General features: G+C 36.1%; 14 protein-coding genes. 6 read left to right on the plus strand and 8 right to left on the minus strand.

Going from position 1 to position 17,073, the window contains the following annotated elements:
* Positions 1 to 12: 12 nt before the first annotated feature.
* Entirely contained in the window at positions 13 to 1,071 is a 1,059-nt protein-coding gene (locus tag AAGD91_RS00705) for a hypothetical protein (protein WP_341821120.1), read from the minus strand.
* 50 nt (positions 1,072 to 1,121) lie between these two features.
* Positions 1,122 to 3,686 (minus strand): DNA polymerase I, encoded by a 2,565-nt coding sequence (polA, locus tag AAGD91_RS00710; RefSeq protein ID WP_341821121.1) that lies wholly within the window; start codon positions 3,684 to 3,686, stop codon positions 1,122 to 1,124.
* A gap of 1,048 nt (positions 3,687 to 4,734) precedes the next feature.
* Here polA and AAGD91_RS00715 point away from each other — a divergent pair.
* The 3 genes from AAGD91_RS00715 to AAGD91_RS00725 are packed head-to-tail and all read left to right on the plus strand — an operon-like array spanning position 4,735 to position 8,160.
* Complete coding sequence (locus AAGD91_RS00715) at positions 4,735 to 5,850, plus strand: PQQ-binding-like beta-propeller repeat protein (RefSeq protein ID WP_341821122.1); 1,116 nt, start codon at positions 4,735 to 4,737, stop codon at positions 5,848 to 5,850.
* A complete protein-coding gene (gene lpdA, locus AAGD91_RS00720) occupies positions 5,837 to 7,225 on the plus strand; it encodes a dihydrolipoyl dehydrogenase (protein WP_341821123.1) in 1,389 nt (462 codons plus the stop codon). Before AAGD91_RS00715 ends, lpdA begins: the two co-directional genes overlap by 14 nt.
* Before the next feature lie 2 nt (positions 7,226 to 7,227).
* Positions 7,228 to 8,160, plus strand: a complete 933-nt coding sequence (locus AAGD91_RS00725) for a tyrosine recombinase XerC (protein ID WP_341821124.1) — start codon at positions 7,228 to 7,230, stop codon at positions 8,158 to 8,160.
* Positions 8,161 to 8,224: 64 nt separating this feature from the next.
* Here AAGD91_RS00725 and AAGD91_RS00730 read toward each other — a convergent pair whose 3' ends face one another.
* From AAGD91_RS00730 to serS, 6 genes are all read right to left on the minus strand, one after another.
* Entirely contained in the window at positions 8,225 to 9,340 is a 1,116-nt protein-coding gene (locus AAGD91_RS00730; RefSeq protein ID WP_341821125.1) for a hypothetical protein, read from the minus strand.
* Positions 9,341 to 9,421: 81 nt separating this feature from the next.
* Entirely contained in the window at positions 9,422 to 9,712 is a 291-nt protein-coding gene (locus AAGD91_RS00735; RefSeq protein ID WP_341821126.1) for an ankyrin repeat domain-containing protein, read from the minus strand.
* A gap of 88 nt (positions 9,713 to 9,800) precedes the next feature.
* Entirely contained in the window at positions 9,801 to 10,739 is a 939-nt protein-coding gene (gene trxB / locus AAGD91_RS00740; RefSeq protein WP_341821127.1) for a thioredoxin-disulfide reductase, read from the minus strand.
* A complete protein-coding gene (locus tag AAGD91_RS00745; RefSeq protein WP_341821128.1) occupies positions 10,726 to 11,325 on the minus strand; it encodes a peroxiredoxin in 600 nt (199 codons plus the stop codon). Before AAGD91_RS00745 ends, trxB begins: the two co-directional genes overlap by 14 nt.
* 737 nt (positions 11,326 to 12,062) lie before the next feature.
* Positions 12,063 to 13,334: a phosphoribosylamine--glycine ligase gene (gene purD / locus AAGD91_RS00750; RefSeq protein WP_341821129.1), complete on the minus strand. Its 1,272-nt coding sequence runs from the start codon at positions 13,332 to 13,334 to the stop codon at positions 12,063 to 12,065.
* 34 nt (positions 13,335 to 13,368) lie between these two features.
* Positions 13,369 to 14,646 carry a serine--tRNA ligase gene (gene serS / locus AAGD91_RS00755; protein ID WP_341821130.1) on the minus strand — a complete coding sequence of 426 codons (1,278 nt, stop codon included), beginning with the start codon at positions 14,644 to 14,646 and terminating at the stop codon, positions 13,369 to 13,371.
* A 144-nt stretch (positions 14,647 to 14,790) separates the two neighbouring features.
* Here serS and AAGD91_RS00760 point away from each other — a divergent pair, with 144 nt between their 5' ends.
* The 3 genes from AAGD91_RS00760 (at position 14,791) to dusB (ending at position 17,069) form a co-directional block, all read left to right on the plus strand.
* Complete coding sequence (locus AAGD91_RS00760) at positions 14,791 to 15,693, plus strand: hypothetical protein (RefSeq protein ID WP_341821131.1); 903 nt, start codon at positions 14,791 to 14,793, stop codon at positions 15,691 to 15,693.
* A gap of 160 nt (positions 15,694 to 15,853) precedes the next feature.
* On the plus strand, positions 15,854 to 16,078 hold the full coding sequence (locus tag AAGD91_RS00765) for a hypothetical protein (protein ID WP_341821132.1): 225 nt from the start codon (positions 15,854 to 15,856) through the stop codon (positions 16,076 to 16,078).
* Positions 16,079 to 16,106: 28 nt separating this feature from the next.
* Entirely contained in the window at positions 16,107 to 17,069 is a 963-nt protein-coding gene (gene dusB / locus AAGD91_RS00770) for a tRNA dihydrouridine synthase DusB (RefSeq protein WP_341821133.1), read from the plus strand.
* Positions 17,070 to 17,073 lie beyond the last annotated feature (4 nt).

Raw genomic sequence — 17,073 nt, forward strand, 5'->3', positions numbered from 1 at the left:
TTATTGGCAAACTTAGGTAGTCTTACTTGGTTGCTGCCCTGTGGTTTTTTGCTGATCTAAAGTAACTTGTTCAAGCACAGTAGACTGCTCACTCTTTTGAGTAAGTTGCTCCTCAGTTGTTACAGCAGGTTGATTACCCTGCCCAGTTTTATTAACTTTGGATCCTAAAATTTTACTAATACCATCAAGAATTTTCCCATCCCATCCTTCTTTTTTCTTTTTATCTCGTGAATGAGGGTTATATAAAGTACCTTCTTTGTCATTTGAAAAAAGAACCTCAACTCCCCCTTTTATGGCGAATATTGTACCAATAACGGCAGCAACTATCGCGAGTGTAGTAGGACCAAAAATTAATATTGAAGCAATGGAAAAAGAAATAGGAAGAAAAATCTTACGTAAGAACGTTGTTACCATCTCTTCATCACTGAGTGGTGGTTCATCCTCTTCTTTTTTATCTTTACCTAAGAATGGTATTTTTTCTTTCACCCCATTCATAAAAGAGCTGGAAATATTTTTTTTGTCTATCTTTATTCCAAACGGACACCCAGCAAGCTTTATGAATGAATCTTTAGCTTCTATACCGCGTATATCAGCTACATATTCAGCTACTTCTTGCTTTATTTTATCATTCTTTAAATTCTCTTCACTAGCTAAATTTTTTTCTCTAATTTTTTCAAATACGGAAAGTAAAAGCTGACAAAAGTTTTCTTCACTTAGTAACTTTATATCTTCTTGATTAATATTATTGAATATATCTTCATGATTTTTTGATATAAAAGTAAAAATTTTCTTTTCATTTCCATTTTGTAATCGCTCTAATCGTTCATATAATGACTTCAGATTTTTCTGTAATTCCTGCGTTTCCTGCTCTAAAAGTTTTGCTTGCAGTTTCTCTTGTATCTTACTTATCTCCTGTTTCGTTTGCTTTTCTGGATTTTCTAAAGTATCTAAGAAAGCACGATAGATTAACTGGTGCTCCTCGTTTTTAAATTTAAAAACTTTCTCATCTTTGTTAGTTACCTGATTTGAAGGTTCCAAATTCTTTGTTTGTGGAGTTAATATTTTTGTCATAACTGAGTTACTCACATTTACTATACTTTAATTGTAGCATATTTTTCATATTAATTCAAATAATCTATACTCTTAGAATCCGCCATGTTTAAGTCATAATTAAGAGCCCAGTTGTCGCCAATTTTTATTTCTACTTCAAGTGGTATAGAAATTTCTATTGCATTTTCCATTACGTCTTTCATAAGTTTTGCTGTTTCTTGCACCTTTTCGTCCTCTACTTCAACCAGTAGTTCATCGTGAACCTGGAGGATTATTTTACCTATCTTCAGCTGATCAAAAAGCTGAATCGTCGCACGTTTTATTATATCAGCAGCAGTTCCTTGCAGTGGTGCATTTATCGCTGCCCTTTCTGCAAATTGTCTTACATAAGGAATTGTATTGTTTATGTCTCTTACAAAGCATCTTCTGCCAAATAAAGTTTCTACATAACCATGCAATCTTGCGATAGACACTGCTTTTTCCATATAGGCCTTTATTTCTGGGTAACAGGAAAAATAGTAATTAATGTATTCAGCAGCTTCCGCAATGGTAATTCCAAGCCGTTTTGCAAGGCCAAACGGGCTGATTCCATATATAATTCCAAAATTAATGGATTTTGCTTTGCGTCTTAATTGCTCATCTATTTCTTGCACTCCAAAAACTTGCCTAGCGGTGATATCGTGAATATCTTGTCCGTTTGCAAAAGCTTCTTTAAATGCTGCAACGTTTGCAACGTGTGCCAGGAGCCTCAATTCTATTTGCGAATAGTCAGCAGAGATTATCTTGCACCCTTTTGGCACAATAAATGCTTGTCTGATAAGATTTCCCTCTTCGCTTCTGATAGGAATATTCTGTAAATTAGGATTGCTGGAGCTCAGCCTTCCAGTTGCAGTTGCAGTTATTGAAAAGCTTGTGTGTATTCTATCATCGAGCGGATCAACCTGTTTTATTAATGCATCAGTGTAGGTACTCTTCAATTTACTTAAATGTCGCCAACTTGAAATTTTACCTGCAATTTCTACCCCTTCTTCTTCGAGTGCCTCTAGAACTTCATAATTGGTGCTATACGATCCAGATTTTGACTTTTTCTTTTTATTAAGCCCCATTTTATTAAATAAAACATCACTTAATTGCTTTGGCGAAGCAATATTAAATCTTTCCTCTGCTAAGTTATATATCTCATCTTCAAGCACGGCAATTACCTGCTGAAATTTATCGGACAGCTCCTGTAATTTTTGTATGTTCAGCAATATTCCATTTTTCTCCATATCAAATATTACTTTCATAAGTGGCTTATCGAAGCGCTCGTAAATTGTGAACAATTTTTCCTGAAATAACCTTTGCTTTAGCTTTTCATGAATTGCTATTAAAGTTTTTGCCGAGAAAATTTCTACATTTTCACTCAAATTATGCGCAACTATGTTTGGAATACTGTGATCATGTTTTCCTGTATCCAAGCTATACGACATTATCATCAAATCATCAACTGAATCTAGCATCTTCTCCACTGCAGGGAAGATTTTCCTCATCTCTTTAATGTTATGTATTATTTTAAGCACCCCATTTGAGAGTAAAGTTGAGTTGATTGTAATGAGTGCATTTTGTATGCTATCTTGCTCTATACAAAAAATATTACTTTCGCTATAAGATAGACTTAATACATTGTTTTCAAGGTGGTAATGAATTGCAATTTTGCCTTCATATCTACAATGCTCCAAAAATTTCTCTAACTCTTCACTACTATATTCTATTTTCTCTTTTGTGCTAGATCCATTATAGGAAAAAAGCTTTTCTATTTTACCTATTAAGGAATTGAATTCATACTTCTTTAAAAAGGATAATAGTTTTTCCATATTTGGAGGGCGAACTTCACATTTTGCAATATTATGTTGAAGGTCTACTTTTTCGCATAGTGATAAAAGTTCTCTTGAAATTAGCGCTTTTTCCTTATGTTCAGCAAGAATATTACGAATCCTCGTTTGCTCGATATTATCAATGTTCTCTATAATATTATTCAATGAATCAAATTCATCTAGTAATTTAGCTGCAGTCTTCGGACCTATTCCCGGAACGCCTGGAATGTTGTCAGATGCATCACCAGTTAGAGAAAATAAATCAAGAAGCTTATGTGACTTTACACCAAATTTTTCTATTACTTGTTTTTCATCTATGTATATATTTTTAATGGGGTCGAATATTAAAATATTGTGGTTCAAGAGTTGAAATAAATCTTTATCTGATGAAACGACTACCACTTTAAAGTCTTGGTGGTTGGCGTATTTTGCAGCTAGTGTTGCGATTATGTCATCTGCTTCATAACCTTCAATTTCTTCATAGCTGAGGTTAAAAGCTTCTACCGCTTCCCTCAGTATGGTGAACTGTGGAATTAGATCCTCAGGAGGCGTTACTCTGTTTGCTTTGTATTCAGGATATAAATTGTGCCTAAAATTCTTTTTTCCTGCATCAAGTGCTATAGTTAAGTAGTCCGAATGGGCAATGTACTTAAGAACCATATTCAGAAAGCCATATACACCACCTATTGGCATTCCTGTTGTGGTAATTAAGTGAGGTAGTACATAGTAAGCTCTGAAAAGAAAACCATAGCCATCGATGATTGTGAAAGTTTTTTCTTTCATTGTAGATATTTATGCGTGCTTTTAATGGTCCACTATTTAGCTGCGAAAATCAAGTTTTTGTTTTTCTGCTTTTGAGCATTGTAAGAGATTTTGCCGAAAATAGCATTCATGCATGGTTATACCAATTAGACTTCTTGCACAACCATATGACGAACTTTTATTGGGAATAGAAACGAAAAAACTTACTTGACAAATTTCGTCAGCCCCCTTATCATGGCATTAAGGGTATTTATGAATCAAAACTTGTTTTTGACCTGCAGGCTCAATGACAAAATTCAGTAAAAAACTTAGGGTATTTTTTGGCGGATTACATAAAATTATAGCGGCTGCATGTCTTTTAAATTTTTTCTACATTCAGCCAAATCGCGCTTATTTTAAGCGTTAGCACATTATTACAGAGCCACTTACAGTAATATAGAGTCAAAACTCGCACCACGGGGCTTCTTTTGCCTTTTTTTCCGCTTGGTAAATTTCTTAATGTTTGTAGCTAAAGCAATTTAAGAGACCGAAAATGGTGTCATTCCAGCGCGTGACGCTGGAATCTAGTCTTTATTATGCAGCCACTTATTTAAAGTTAAGTTTTCTGGATCCAAGTAGTCAGGGCACTGGGATGACAGCTACCCTGAAAACCTTCATCCCGCTACGTGTTAGCGGGATCTAGAGATACCGCGGCGGTATGATGTAGGATTGCTGTCATCCCGCTGCTTGTTAGCGGATGAGATACCGCGAATGAATCGCGGTATGACGCAGAGCTCGCGTTAGCTATACTTTTATACTCACCAACTCAGTATCCAATCTGGATCCAAGTAGTCAAGCTACTTGGATGACATCTTTCTTCTTGGTATAAATTACTTTTATATCTCAATGTTCATACAGCTATGCACGTTGCCGCATAGTGGATGAGGTGTATTACCTCTAAGAGTATGGTTTTTACATAATAATATAATATTCTGTCCATAAATCAATGTTTCAACGTACAACAAGAACATTTTCATTGTGATTAAGATTTCTAGTATGTATATTAATAAATCTTGTTCTCAACTAAGTAATGAAAGTAATAATTGTTATAATAATGTTATTGTGTAGCAGTTACACAATGGCAAGCGAGCGAATAAGTCTAGTGGATAAAAAACTATCTCAAGGATATGTAGCTCCAGTGCTTACAGAAGATAGCGTTATTTTATCAGACAAGCACGGCGCTTTATATTCCTTTGATATTGATAACTCAAAGGCTATGAATTGGAAATTACACCTCTCACATAGGAAAAAAATTGGTAACATGAGCCTATCGCATTATGAAAAAAATGTTTTCTTTATAGTGGATAACACTTTACACGCAATAGATGCAAAAACTGGCAAGATTGAGTGGGAAAAAGAATTGAGAGCTCCAGTAAGAGGGAAAGCAGCAGTAATAAATAATAAATTGGTAGTATTGACTATTGATAATTATCTGTACGTGTTTGATATAAAAGATGGCAGCTCCGTTTGGGCTTATCAAAACGGTATCAATGAGGTTCGAGGTTTGTATTCCATATCGCCAACAATTTCTAACGATAAAATAATAGCACCATTTTCAAATGGTGAGTTAATAGCTTTTAATGAAGACGGTAAAAAATTGTGGAGCCAAAAATTGGCTACAAACCTTTTGGATACACAGCTCACAGATGTAACTACTACACCGAGAGTGCTTGGCGATACTTTAATAGCTACAAACAATTCTTATATTTATGGTATTGACGTGAAATCAGGAAATATTTTGTGGTCAAAGTCACTGCAAGTAAAAAGTATATCAGACATTGAGTCATATTATAGTCCTCTTATTCCTGCAGAGAAACAAAAAGAAGGCGGAAGAATTTTTATAGTAACTGAAGATAATAAAATAATCGGCCTGGATATAAAAAATGGAGAAACAGTCTGGGCATCTGATTTAATAGAAAATACGCAATTGTTTGCTCCAATTGTGCATGCCCATACACTGTGGGTGACAAGCAATAAAGGTTCAATGCTTGCTTTTCCTGGATCTGAAAGTGCAGGAAAGGTAATCAAAGTACCTGGTAATGTGTTTCACACTCCAGTGTTTACTCACGATAAAATATATGTAACAACTGAGGGAAATGGTGTTTATTCTTTAGAAAATAGGTTTGTTCTTTATGATAGATTATGACCTGATTGTTATAGGTGGTGGTCCAGGCGGTTATAAGTGTGCTATCGCTGCTGCAAAACTTGGATTGAAAGTTGCCTGCATAGATAAAAATAGCATTTTTGGTGGTACATGCTTGCGAGTTGGGTGCATACCTTCCAAAGCACTACTTCATTCTTCCTATCAGTATGCTCACACGAAAAATGATCTGTCGAAGCTTGGCATAAAAATTAAGGATGCAAGTTTCGATTTAAAAGAAATGCTAGGCTATAAGGACGCCAGAGTTCAGGAACTTGGAAAAGGTATAGAATATCTGTTTAACCTTCACAAAATCACTAAAATCAATGGACTTGGGAAAATTACTTCTTTTGACCAAGGTAATCTTGAAGTTTCAGTTGAAGATAAGGTGCTGAAGACAAAAAATATAGTAATTACAACCGGTTCTGACGTTATTTCTTTGCCAGGAATTAATATCGATGAGAAAAGTATTATTTCATCAACTGGTGCATTGTCTTTAACTGAAGTACCAAAAAAACTTGTCGTAATCGGAGCCGGGGCAATAGGGCTTGAAATGTCTTCTGTATGGAGGAGGCTAGGGTCTGAAGTCACTGTAGTAGAATTTTTTGACAGAATCGCTGCAGCAATGGATGGAGAATTAAGTAAGTCTCTACTTTCTAGTCTACAAAAACAAGGAATAAAATTTTTACTTAGCACTAAAGTTGAGGGAATAAAACAAAGTAGTAACTCTTTGAGTGTGAAAGTTTTCTCTGTAAAAGATAATCAAACAAACACTATAGAGGCGGATAAGGTATTGGTGGCAGCAGGACGCAAACCATGTACTGATGGTCTTGGTATTGATGAAAAAATAGAAAAAGATAATCGCGGTTTCGTTCAAGTTAACAACAGATATGAAACTAATGTGAAAGGAATATTTGCTATTGGTGATGTGATTGGTGGAGCAATGCTTGCTCATAAAGCAGAGGAAGAAGGAGTGGCAGTTGCAGAGATAATAGCAGGACAGTCACCTCACGTTGATTATGAAATTATACCATCTGTCATTTACACTCACCCTGCGGTTTCTTCGATCGGTAAAGCCGAAGAGGAACTCAAAAATGCTGGCTATAAGTACAAAGTTGGTAAATGTCAATTTGCTGCAAACGGCAGAGCAAAAATCACTGATGATGCTGAAGGATTCGTGAAAGTGCTGACTTGTAGCAGAGCAGATACAATACTAGGTGTGCATATCATAGGAGCATACGCTGATACGCTAATCAACGAAGCAGGGGTTGCAATGGCATATGGCGCAGCAGCAGAGGATATATACAGAATTTGTCACTCTCATCCTGATATAAATGAAGCCTTTCGAGATGCGTGCATCGATGCTTTCTTTAAAAAATAATTGTGGACCTCGGTTCAATCATTGAAAAATGGTATGAGTGGCTGAGGTGCAACAGATCTTATTCACCAAACACTTTAGAGTCATACATGAGGGACTTGAAGAATCTTATAAGTTTCCTAAATACTCACATTGGTGGAGAAGTAAATGTCGGCACTTTGGAAAAATTGAGCGTACCTGAGTTAAGAAGTTGGCTTACCTCTCGTTATGCAAGAGGTGTGAATGCAAGATCTAACGCTCGTGCATTGTCAGTAATCAGAAATTTCTTCAAGTACATAAAAAACAACTACAATATAGACAATGAAGCTGTATTTTCCTTATCAAGGCCAATTCAGAGAAGAACTCTGCCCAAAGCATTATCAATACCTGATATAAAAACTTTGGTGAAAGAAATGAAATTATCTGACTTGAGCGAACCTTGGGTGGTCAAAAGAGAAATTGCAATTATCGTCCTGCTATATGGTACAGGCTTAAGAATCAGTGAAGCGTTGAACCTTGGGGTTAGTGATATTAACAATGAAAGTTTAATAGTAACAGGTAAGGGAGATAAACAAAGGCAGGTATTCATTCTTCCGGTAGTAAAAAAGTGTATACAGGAATATGTAAAAGCCTGTCCTTATCTTGGCATTAATAATGAAACACAATATCTTTTTTTGGGAGTAAGAGGAAAAAAATTGGGAAGAACTTATGTGGCTAATCGTTTGCAGAAAATAAGGAGAATATTAAATCTGCCAGAAATCTTATCTCCACATGCATTCCGTCATAGTTTTGCTACTCATTTGCTTCAGGAAGATATTGACATAAGATCAATACAACAACTGCTTGGCCACTCAAGCCTGGAAACCACCCAGGTTTACACTCACCTCAATTATCAAGATGTTTTTAACATGTACAAAAATTTTCAGCAGGGCCTGGAGAAGAAATCAAAACCCTTGTAACTTGAGGATTGTCGGTGGTACCACCAGGTCCTATATCTCGTTTACCCGCTTTACATAAATAACATCATACTAAAAGAAAAACCAATGCACCTGCAGCAAGATAAGCACCTATTACTGGATAATCGTATGAAACTGCTAAACATGCACCAACAGTCAATGCTCCAGATAATATAAAAAATGCATAAGCATAGTTGCTTTGTTTTTTACCAGGAGAAATTGCTTGTGAGGATTTTTCGTTTTTATTACTCAGACTTTTAGTACGGAGCAGTCTATTTTCTGATGAAAGCCTATCTCTTTCTTCTCTTACTTGTGCTAAATCTCTTTCTTCTCTTACTTGTGCTAAATCTCTTTCTTCTCTTACTTGTGCTAAATCTCTTTCTAATTGTAAAATTCTGCTAGTTTCGCTCGTTTTTTCACGCACAATCCTATCCAGCTCTTGCTCTTTCTCTACAAATTGAGCTTTTGTTTTTTCAAGTTCATCTCTAAGGTTTTCGAGCTGCTGCAACTCTTTAGCAATGAATTCGTCGTTTATTTCTGGTTGAACATTATGTGTATCCGCTACAGGTTGCTCTGCACTTGTAGGGAATTTTTCATTTAGATAATTTTTAATGGACTCAGTTAGCTCACTAGCACCTCTCAATGCAGCAGTAACAATTGCACGATTTATGAAACAATTATCCTCTATTAATTTTTTTACATCATCTAAATCTTTTCTATTAATAGTATTAGTTAATCGCTCTGTAATAGCTTGTTCAATTATTTTCTTCAACCGTGAATTTTGCTCTATAGCTCGTATTGGCTTTATTTGAATAAAATCTAGGTCTTTATGTTTTAAAAGTTTAGTCAATACTTCTTCGTTTTCTTGTGTTATTCCTTGTAAACATGATTTGATAATTAAGCTAAGTGGTGTTTCTATTTCTCCATTTTGGTTTCTTTTCCAGCAATTAGGGTTAGGCTCTTGATCCAATAACATTTGTGTTACCCACATGCTTGAAGAATCTAAAAAAGACTCTAAAAATGCTTTTCCTCTTTGGGCTTCCATTATTTCCATTGTAAGATGCGAAAAGTCCCTTTTTTGTATTTGCCCTATTTTTTCAATATATTCTTTAGGAGTGTCACTTTTGTTTCTCCCATAATAATTTCTAATGTCTAGATCTAATTTAGGATGTCTAAGTAACATCCGTATAAAATTCTTATTTTCCATGCGAAAGGCTAGATGTAGAGCTATATTACGTTCTTTAGTTTCTTGAGCATTAATATTTTAACTTTGATGTTGTAAAAGCAATATCATCATTTTTAAGCATATAGGGCTGTTATCACCATTCACGATAATAGTCATTAGTGGTGTATATCCCGCATCAAATGCATTAACATTCGCACCTTCTGCTATAGCTTGTTTAAAAACTTCTAGGTTTTTATTATCAATAGCTTTAAATAACTGTTTTGTTGATTCACTTAGCTGTCTTGAAGTTGTCGGATTTCGAGCTTGCGATGCCGTATTATCACCACCTCCATAAGCTCCATAATATGCTACACCGTTTCCATAATGCATACTAAACCCTCTTTATTAATGATTTACTAACATAATTATGGAGAAAAAAGGAAAATTGCAAGCAATTTATTCAAAATCCTAGAATTAACTACGACTCTAAAAACTTCTCTGCATCAAGTGCAGCCATGCACCCTGTTCCTGCTGCAACTACTGCTTGGCGATACACCTTATCTTGAACATCACCTGCAGCAAACACCCCTGCTTTACTAGTTAAAGTTGTTCCAGGTTTCGTAATTATATAACCCTGCTCATCCATTTCAACAAAACCTTTAAAAATACCAGTATTTGGTGCGTGCCCGATTGCAATGAACACTCCATCGACTTTCAATTCTTGAACTTCCGTTGATTTAATTATAATACCAGTAACTTTTTTCGGATTTTCTTCTCCAAGAATCTGCTCTACGGTATGGTTCCACATTACTTTTATTTTATCATTTTTAAAGAGCCTATCTTGCATTACCTTTTCCGCTCTCAATTTATCACGCCTGTGTATTAATATCACTTCTTTGGCAAATCGAGTTAAAAATATTGCTTCTTCAACAGCGGTATTTCCACCACCAATCACGGCTACAACTTTATTCCTAAAAAATGCACCATCACAAGTTGCACAAGCCGAAACTCCGTAACCTTGAAATTCCTTTTCACTCTCCAAACCAAGCCACTTCGCTTGCGCACCAGATGCAATTATAATTGCATCTGAATAGTAGTCATTAGTATTACCAGAAGATCTAAACCTATACTCATTAGAATCCTCAAGTTGTTCAACGCTTTTTATCTCATCATCTATTATTTTTGCTCCAACCTGTTCTGCATGCAACCTCATTTGCTCCATTAGTTCTGGACCCTGTATTGAAACAAAACCAGGATAGTTTTCAACATCTGTAGTAATTGTAAGCTGACCACCAGGCTGCATTCCCGTTACTACAATTGGCTCTAAGTTTGCACGTGCTGAATATATAGCAGCAGCATAACCCGCTGCTCCAGATCCAATAATAAGAACTTTTGTACTAAATCTATAATTCTTCACTGTATGAGTTTAGATAATCAGCTACTCCTTCATCGCTTGCCTGCATTGCTGGCTTACCTTTCTTCCACCCTGCTGGACATACTTCACCATGCTCCTCATTATGTTTAATTGCATCAATGATTCTAACGAATTCATCGATATTACGCCCTAAAGGCAAATCGTTTATCGATTGATGACGTACAATAAATTTATCATCAATAACAACAGTTGCTCTCAGCGCAATTGAGTCATCATATAAGACCCCATAGTCTCTTGATATAGACTTTTTGATATCAGACACTAAAGTGTAGCTAACCTCTCCAATACCACCATCATTAACTGGAGTGTTTCGCCATTTATAATGTGAAAATTTTGAATCTACACTTATTCCTATCACTTCAATACCACGCTTTGCAAACTCATTTATTCTATTATTGAGCGATATCAATTCAGTTGGGCAAACAAAAGTAAAATCAAGTGGATAGAAAAAAAGGACAGCATACTTATTTTTTATGTGCTTACTCAGACAGAAATCATCAACAATTTCTCCGTCAGAGAGAACAGCTGAAGCAGTAAAATCGATAGCAGATTTTGTTACAAGATTCATAATTGACCTATTCTTTTAAAACAACTCTAATTTTACACTTGATGAACTTATATGCAAGTTTTCTTTAGTTTTAGCCCTATAAAAACTTCCTAAAATAGCTCTTCTTTTTTACCGATAAGATACAATCTAGTTTCACTTTATGACGGTGTCATCCCAGCGCCCCTATGATGTCATTCCAGTCTGGGATCCAGGAAAGTTTGCTTGCTCACAAGCAAACTAGCATAGAAAGTGGTTACAACATTTCCGATGGATTATATGGGAAACTGGATTCCAGACTGGAATGACACCCTACTTAACCGTCATACCCGATTCATTCGCGGTATCTCTTAGCATAGATCCCGCTAACACGTAGCGGGATACTTGACCTTTACAGGGATGACGGTTGTCGTTTAGCTATAAATATTTAAGAAACTTACCAAACGAAAAAAAAGCAAAAGAAACCCCGTAGTGCGAGTTTTGACCCTATAATAATTTAAATTGGCGCTGTAATAATGTGCTAACGCTTAAAATAAGCGCGATTTGGCTGAATGTAGAAAAAATTTAAAAGACATGCAGCCGCTATAATTTTATGTAATCCGCCAAAAAATACCCTAAGTTTTTTACTGAATTTTGTCATTGAGCCTGCAGGTCAAAAACAATGAGTCATAAATACCCTTAGTACTACAATAAGGGGCCTGGCGGAGTTTGTCAAGTAAGTTTTGCATTTCTGTGAGCTACCTGCTAACCGACAGCTAACATTAACTACCAATATCGTATCTGAAGAAGCCCCCTGGCCATTCTAAAAAATTTAATGCTGAGTACACCTTACTTTTGGCTTCCTCTATAGTGCTCCCTTCTGCTACTATATTTAGCACTCTTCCGCCATCTGAAACCCAATTACCACTCTCATCTAATTTAGTACCAGCGTGAAATACCAATATACCAGGAATGCTTTCAATTTTATCTAATCCCTTAATTACTTCTCCCTTTTGATAATCACCCGGATAGCCTTTACTTGCAACAACTACACAAACTGTAGATTTGTTGTTAAGTTCCACCATTTTGACATTTAACTTTCCTTCTGCAACTGACAACATCAATTTTAACAAATCGCAATTTGAATCAAATCTAGGTAATATAGATTGCGTTTCTGGATCACCGAATCTAACGTTATACTCGAGAAGTTTTGGGCCATCTCTGCAAATCATTAAACCAGCAAAGAGTACTCCCTTATAAGGCGTACCCATGTTAACCAATGCTTGAGCTGTAGGGTATATTATTTTTTGGATGATTTTTTGCTCCATGTCCTTACTTATAATTGAAGGTGATGAGTACGATCCCATACCTCCAGTATTTTGGCCTTCATTATTTTCATTCACTCTCTTATAATCTTTTGCGCACCCAAGAGTTACTACTTTCAGCCCATCAACAAGAGCAAAAAAGCTTACTTCTTCTCCAATTAAAAATTCTTCTATGATTATTTCTTCACCTGATTCACCAAATTCTTTCTCCACTAGCATTGAATCTATTGCTGAAAAAGCTTCGTTTTCTGCGCAACATATCATCACGCCTTTCCCTGCCGCAATTCCATTTGCTTTCACTACAAGTGGAAACTTTATTTTATTGCTACGTACAAAATCTTTAGCTAATCCTTCATCAACAAAACACTCGTACTTGGCAGTTGGTATGCCATATCGCTTGCATAGTCCTTTGGTGAAAGACTTTGATCCCTCAAGTTTTGCAGTTGCTTGACTCGGAGCAAAAACATTTATTCCCTCTGCAACTAAATCATCAGCAAGCCCATCAATTATTGGTTGTTCTGGACCAATAACAACCAACTCTATATTTTCTCTCTTGCAAAATTGTGTAACATCCACTGAATTTTGAATATTTACATCCACAAGAGTCCTAAGATCTTTCATAGCTTGGCGACCAGGAGTTACATATAACTCAGTCAAGATAGGAGATTTTTTTAGAGCCCAAAGTAGAGCGTGCTCACGTCCACCAGAACCTATAACCAGAACCTTCATCTTTATTTCCTCGCTTTTCTATATGTCGAAATTATTATTTGCTTATAACAGTATCATTACTCATGTATTTTTGCAACACGTTTGGTATTGCAATCGACCCGTCAGAATTTTGATAATTCTCCATTATGGCAACAATCGTTCTTCCTATAGCTAAAGCTGAGCCGTTTAAAGTGTGAACATATTTTTTTATCTTTTTATCAGTTTCTGAAGAGTATTTAGCGTTCATCCTTCTTGCTTGAAATGCACCACAATTTGAGCAGCTTGATATTTCTCTATATTTATTTTGCTCAGGTAAACATACCTCTATATCATAAGTCCTTTGTGCAGCAAAACCCATATCACCACTACACAGTAGCATTACTCTATACGGTAATTCTAGTTTTTTTAATATCTCTTCAACAACATTCGTCATGCGCTCAAGTTCATCATTTGATTGGTCTTCAGTTGTAATACTCACCAACTCCACTTTACCAAATTGGTGTTGCCTTATCATGCCTCTCGTGTCTCGCCCTGCGCTGCCTGCTTCTTTACGAAAACACTCTGAATACGCAGTAAAACGAATAGGCAGTTCTTTTTCCTCTACTATTTTATCAGCAACCAAATTTGTTAAAAACACTTCACTTGTGGGAATCAACCTCAATTCGTCAGTAGTTAAATACGAATCGTCAGAAAATTTCGGTAGCTGACCAACATTATACATAGCTTCGTTTTTCACCAAAGCTGGGTGGTACACCTCAGTATAGCCAAATTCATTAACATGCATTTCAAGCATAAAATTTATTAGCGCTCGTCCAAGCTTAGCTAACTGTCCTTTTAATATCGCAAATCTTGATCCGGAAATTTTCGCCGCTTGTTCGAAGTCCATTAAACCTAATTTTTCTCCGAGTTCATAATGAGATTCTGGTACAAAATCAAACTGTCTTTTTCCTCCATATCTTCTCACCTCTAAATTAGAGTTCTCATCTGCGCCTATTGGCACATCTTGCGCAGGAATATTCGGCAAGTTAGATAAAACATTCACTAACTTATCCTTTTCTGCTTGTTCCTTTAAGCTAATTGCCTCTATCTCATTCGTGATGTCTTTTGACAACTCTATTTGCTCTTCACAAGGGCTCTTGCTCATTTTAAGCTTCTTTATTTCCTCTGTGATTTCATTGCGCTGCCTATTTAAATCTTGCAATTTAGTGGTTAATGACCTTTTCTCGTGATCAATTTCTAATACCTCTTTTGCAGTAAACTCTCTTATCCCCCTGCTTTTCATTGCCTTTTCAAATCCTTCAGGGTTTTTGCGTATATATTCTATATCGTGCATATATTGTGCTATTACTAACATTATTACTGTACTTCAAAAGCTCTTAATATTCAATATTTTCTCATACTACTAAAATTATTATGGTTGATTTTTTTTGTTAGAATTTGTTAAAATTTAATTAACTTAGCGTTCATAGGATATAGTATGTCGGGCATCATAAAAAAATATAATCAATTTAAAGAGAGCACTTACTTTGCTGGTGGAAAATTCGTTATCTACGCTACTTGTGTATGCCTAGCAGCCACATTTGCTGTTGGCTATTTGGGGTTGATAATAGGATTCCCTCTATTGACCTTTCCACTTGCTATGCTCATCTCTAACCCCGTAGTTTGGGTTTTAATGGGAATAATTCTTACAGTAGCATACAAAATGGTTGTTGAACCTTTATTTTACTTAGCAAAGAACTATATTAATGGAAAAGGAGCAGGTCAAGGTGAGCAAAAAACTCAAGATGGAGATAGTGGTATTGTACCAGGCAGTGAACCCGATTCAGGGAACAGTAGTCGTAGAAGCTCTTTGGATAGTGGTTTGGGTGGTAAAGAGTTTCATGAAAATTTGGACACTCTTGTGCATCAAACAAATAGAAAGAATTACGCTTACTGGTTGCAGCAACATGATATTGCTAATATTGCAAGAATTAAATATAAGTATTCAGAAGGTTTTACGGATGGTGTATTCTTCTGTATTCCTAGTAATCTTGAAACCTTGAGTGAAAGGTTGAGAGAATATAAAAATAAAGCAGAACGAGAGAGTTCGAAAAGGATATTTACTTCAGTTATTAATTTGGGTGGTAATCATTGGGTAACGCTAGTTGTTGCATATAACTCGGATAATAAACAATTTAGAGCTTATTATTGCGATTCTTTTAGCACTAATTTATCAAGTCCTGGTAGTAAACGTAGTAGCATAAAACTTGCAAATGAAATTAAAGACAAGTTATTTGCACCTCTTACTAACCAAGCCAGTGAGTTAAATGTACAAGAAAAAAAAGAAATGGGTCAAGATGTCCAAAAAAACAGCACAAACGTGTCGGGACAAGAAAAATGAATTAATTAATGTCCCAATAAATACTGATAATATAGTGAGCGCACTGGAAGCAGTTTTGGAAATAGAGAACTGTAATATAAGAAGCTCCTGAGCCAAACAACAAAGCGATGGACATAATTGTGGAATATTTGCATTGGAAAACGCTCATAGGATTACGCAAATGCTCAACGAAGGTAAATCATTTGATGAAATTGACGCAGAGTTATCGGAATACAAGCCTAATCCAGAACAATTGCAAAAGAAAAGAAGAGAGTTTATAAAAGCGCTTATGGAAGATGAAAAATGGAAGGAAGATCTAGAAAAAGGGCTTTTATGCGATCTTCCACCAGGAACGGACACCTCTCTTACCTCAAGGGTGCAGAATACAGCTCAGGTTGCTATATAGTTTACAATGAAGGATTACCATTAACCTTATGCCCCTCCAAATAGGAAGTTTGACGATTGATTCTTCAGTTATTTTAGCTCCAATGTCAGGGGTAACTGATTATCCGTTTAGAAGTATTGTAAAGAAGCTAGGTGCAAGTTTGTTAGTTTCAGAAATGATTGCAAGCAGAGCCATGATTATGCAAACTCGCCAGAGTCTGCAAAAAGCAAAAGTCGATGAATTAACTGCTGTGCAGCTTGCTGGATGCGAGCCGGATGTAATGGCAGAGGCTGCAAAGCTCAATGAGGATATGGGTGCAAAAATAATAGATATAAATTTCGGTTGTCCTGTTAAAAAAGTTGTAAACGGTTATGCAGGATCAGCACTAATGCGCGATGAGAAAAAAGCCGCTGAGATAATTGAGGCCGTGGTCAAAGCAGTGAATGTGCCAGTTACGGTGAAAATGCGCACTGGATGGAACGATGAAAATCGCAATGCACCGAGGCTTGCGAAAATTGCCGAAGACTTAGGAGCAAAAATGATCACTGTGCATGGAAGAACGAGGGCACAGCTCTATAACGGCCAAGCAGATTGGAAATTCGTTAGAAATGTTAAAGAGCAAGTGAAAATTCCAGTTATAGTAAATGGCGATATTAAAAATTTAAATGATATTCAGAATGCTCTCAAAGAATCTGGAGCAGACGGAGTGATGATAGGTCGTGGTGCCTACGGTAAACCTTGGCTGATTAATCAAGCAATGAACTTTCTCAGTGGAAGTGAAACTTCTGAGCCAACAGATTCAGAGAGATTAAGCATCATACTCGAGCATTACGACAATATTCTTGAGTACTATGGAAATGACACAGGAATAAAGATGGCCTGCAAACACATAGGTTGGTACAGTAGCGGGCTTCAAAGCTCATCTGAATTTCGCATGAGAGTAAATAACATGACAGATAGCACAGAAGTGAAAGAAAATATTATTGGCTTTTTTGGTCAAGAGACACACTAGCTGT

This window comes from Wolbachia endosymbiont (group A) of Myopa testacea, assembly GCF_964027115.1.
Taxonomy (GTDB): domain Bacteria; phylum Pseudomonadota; class Alphaproteobacteria; order Rickettsiales; family Anaplasmataceae; genus Wolbachia.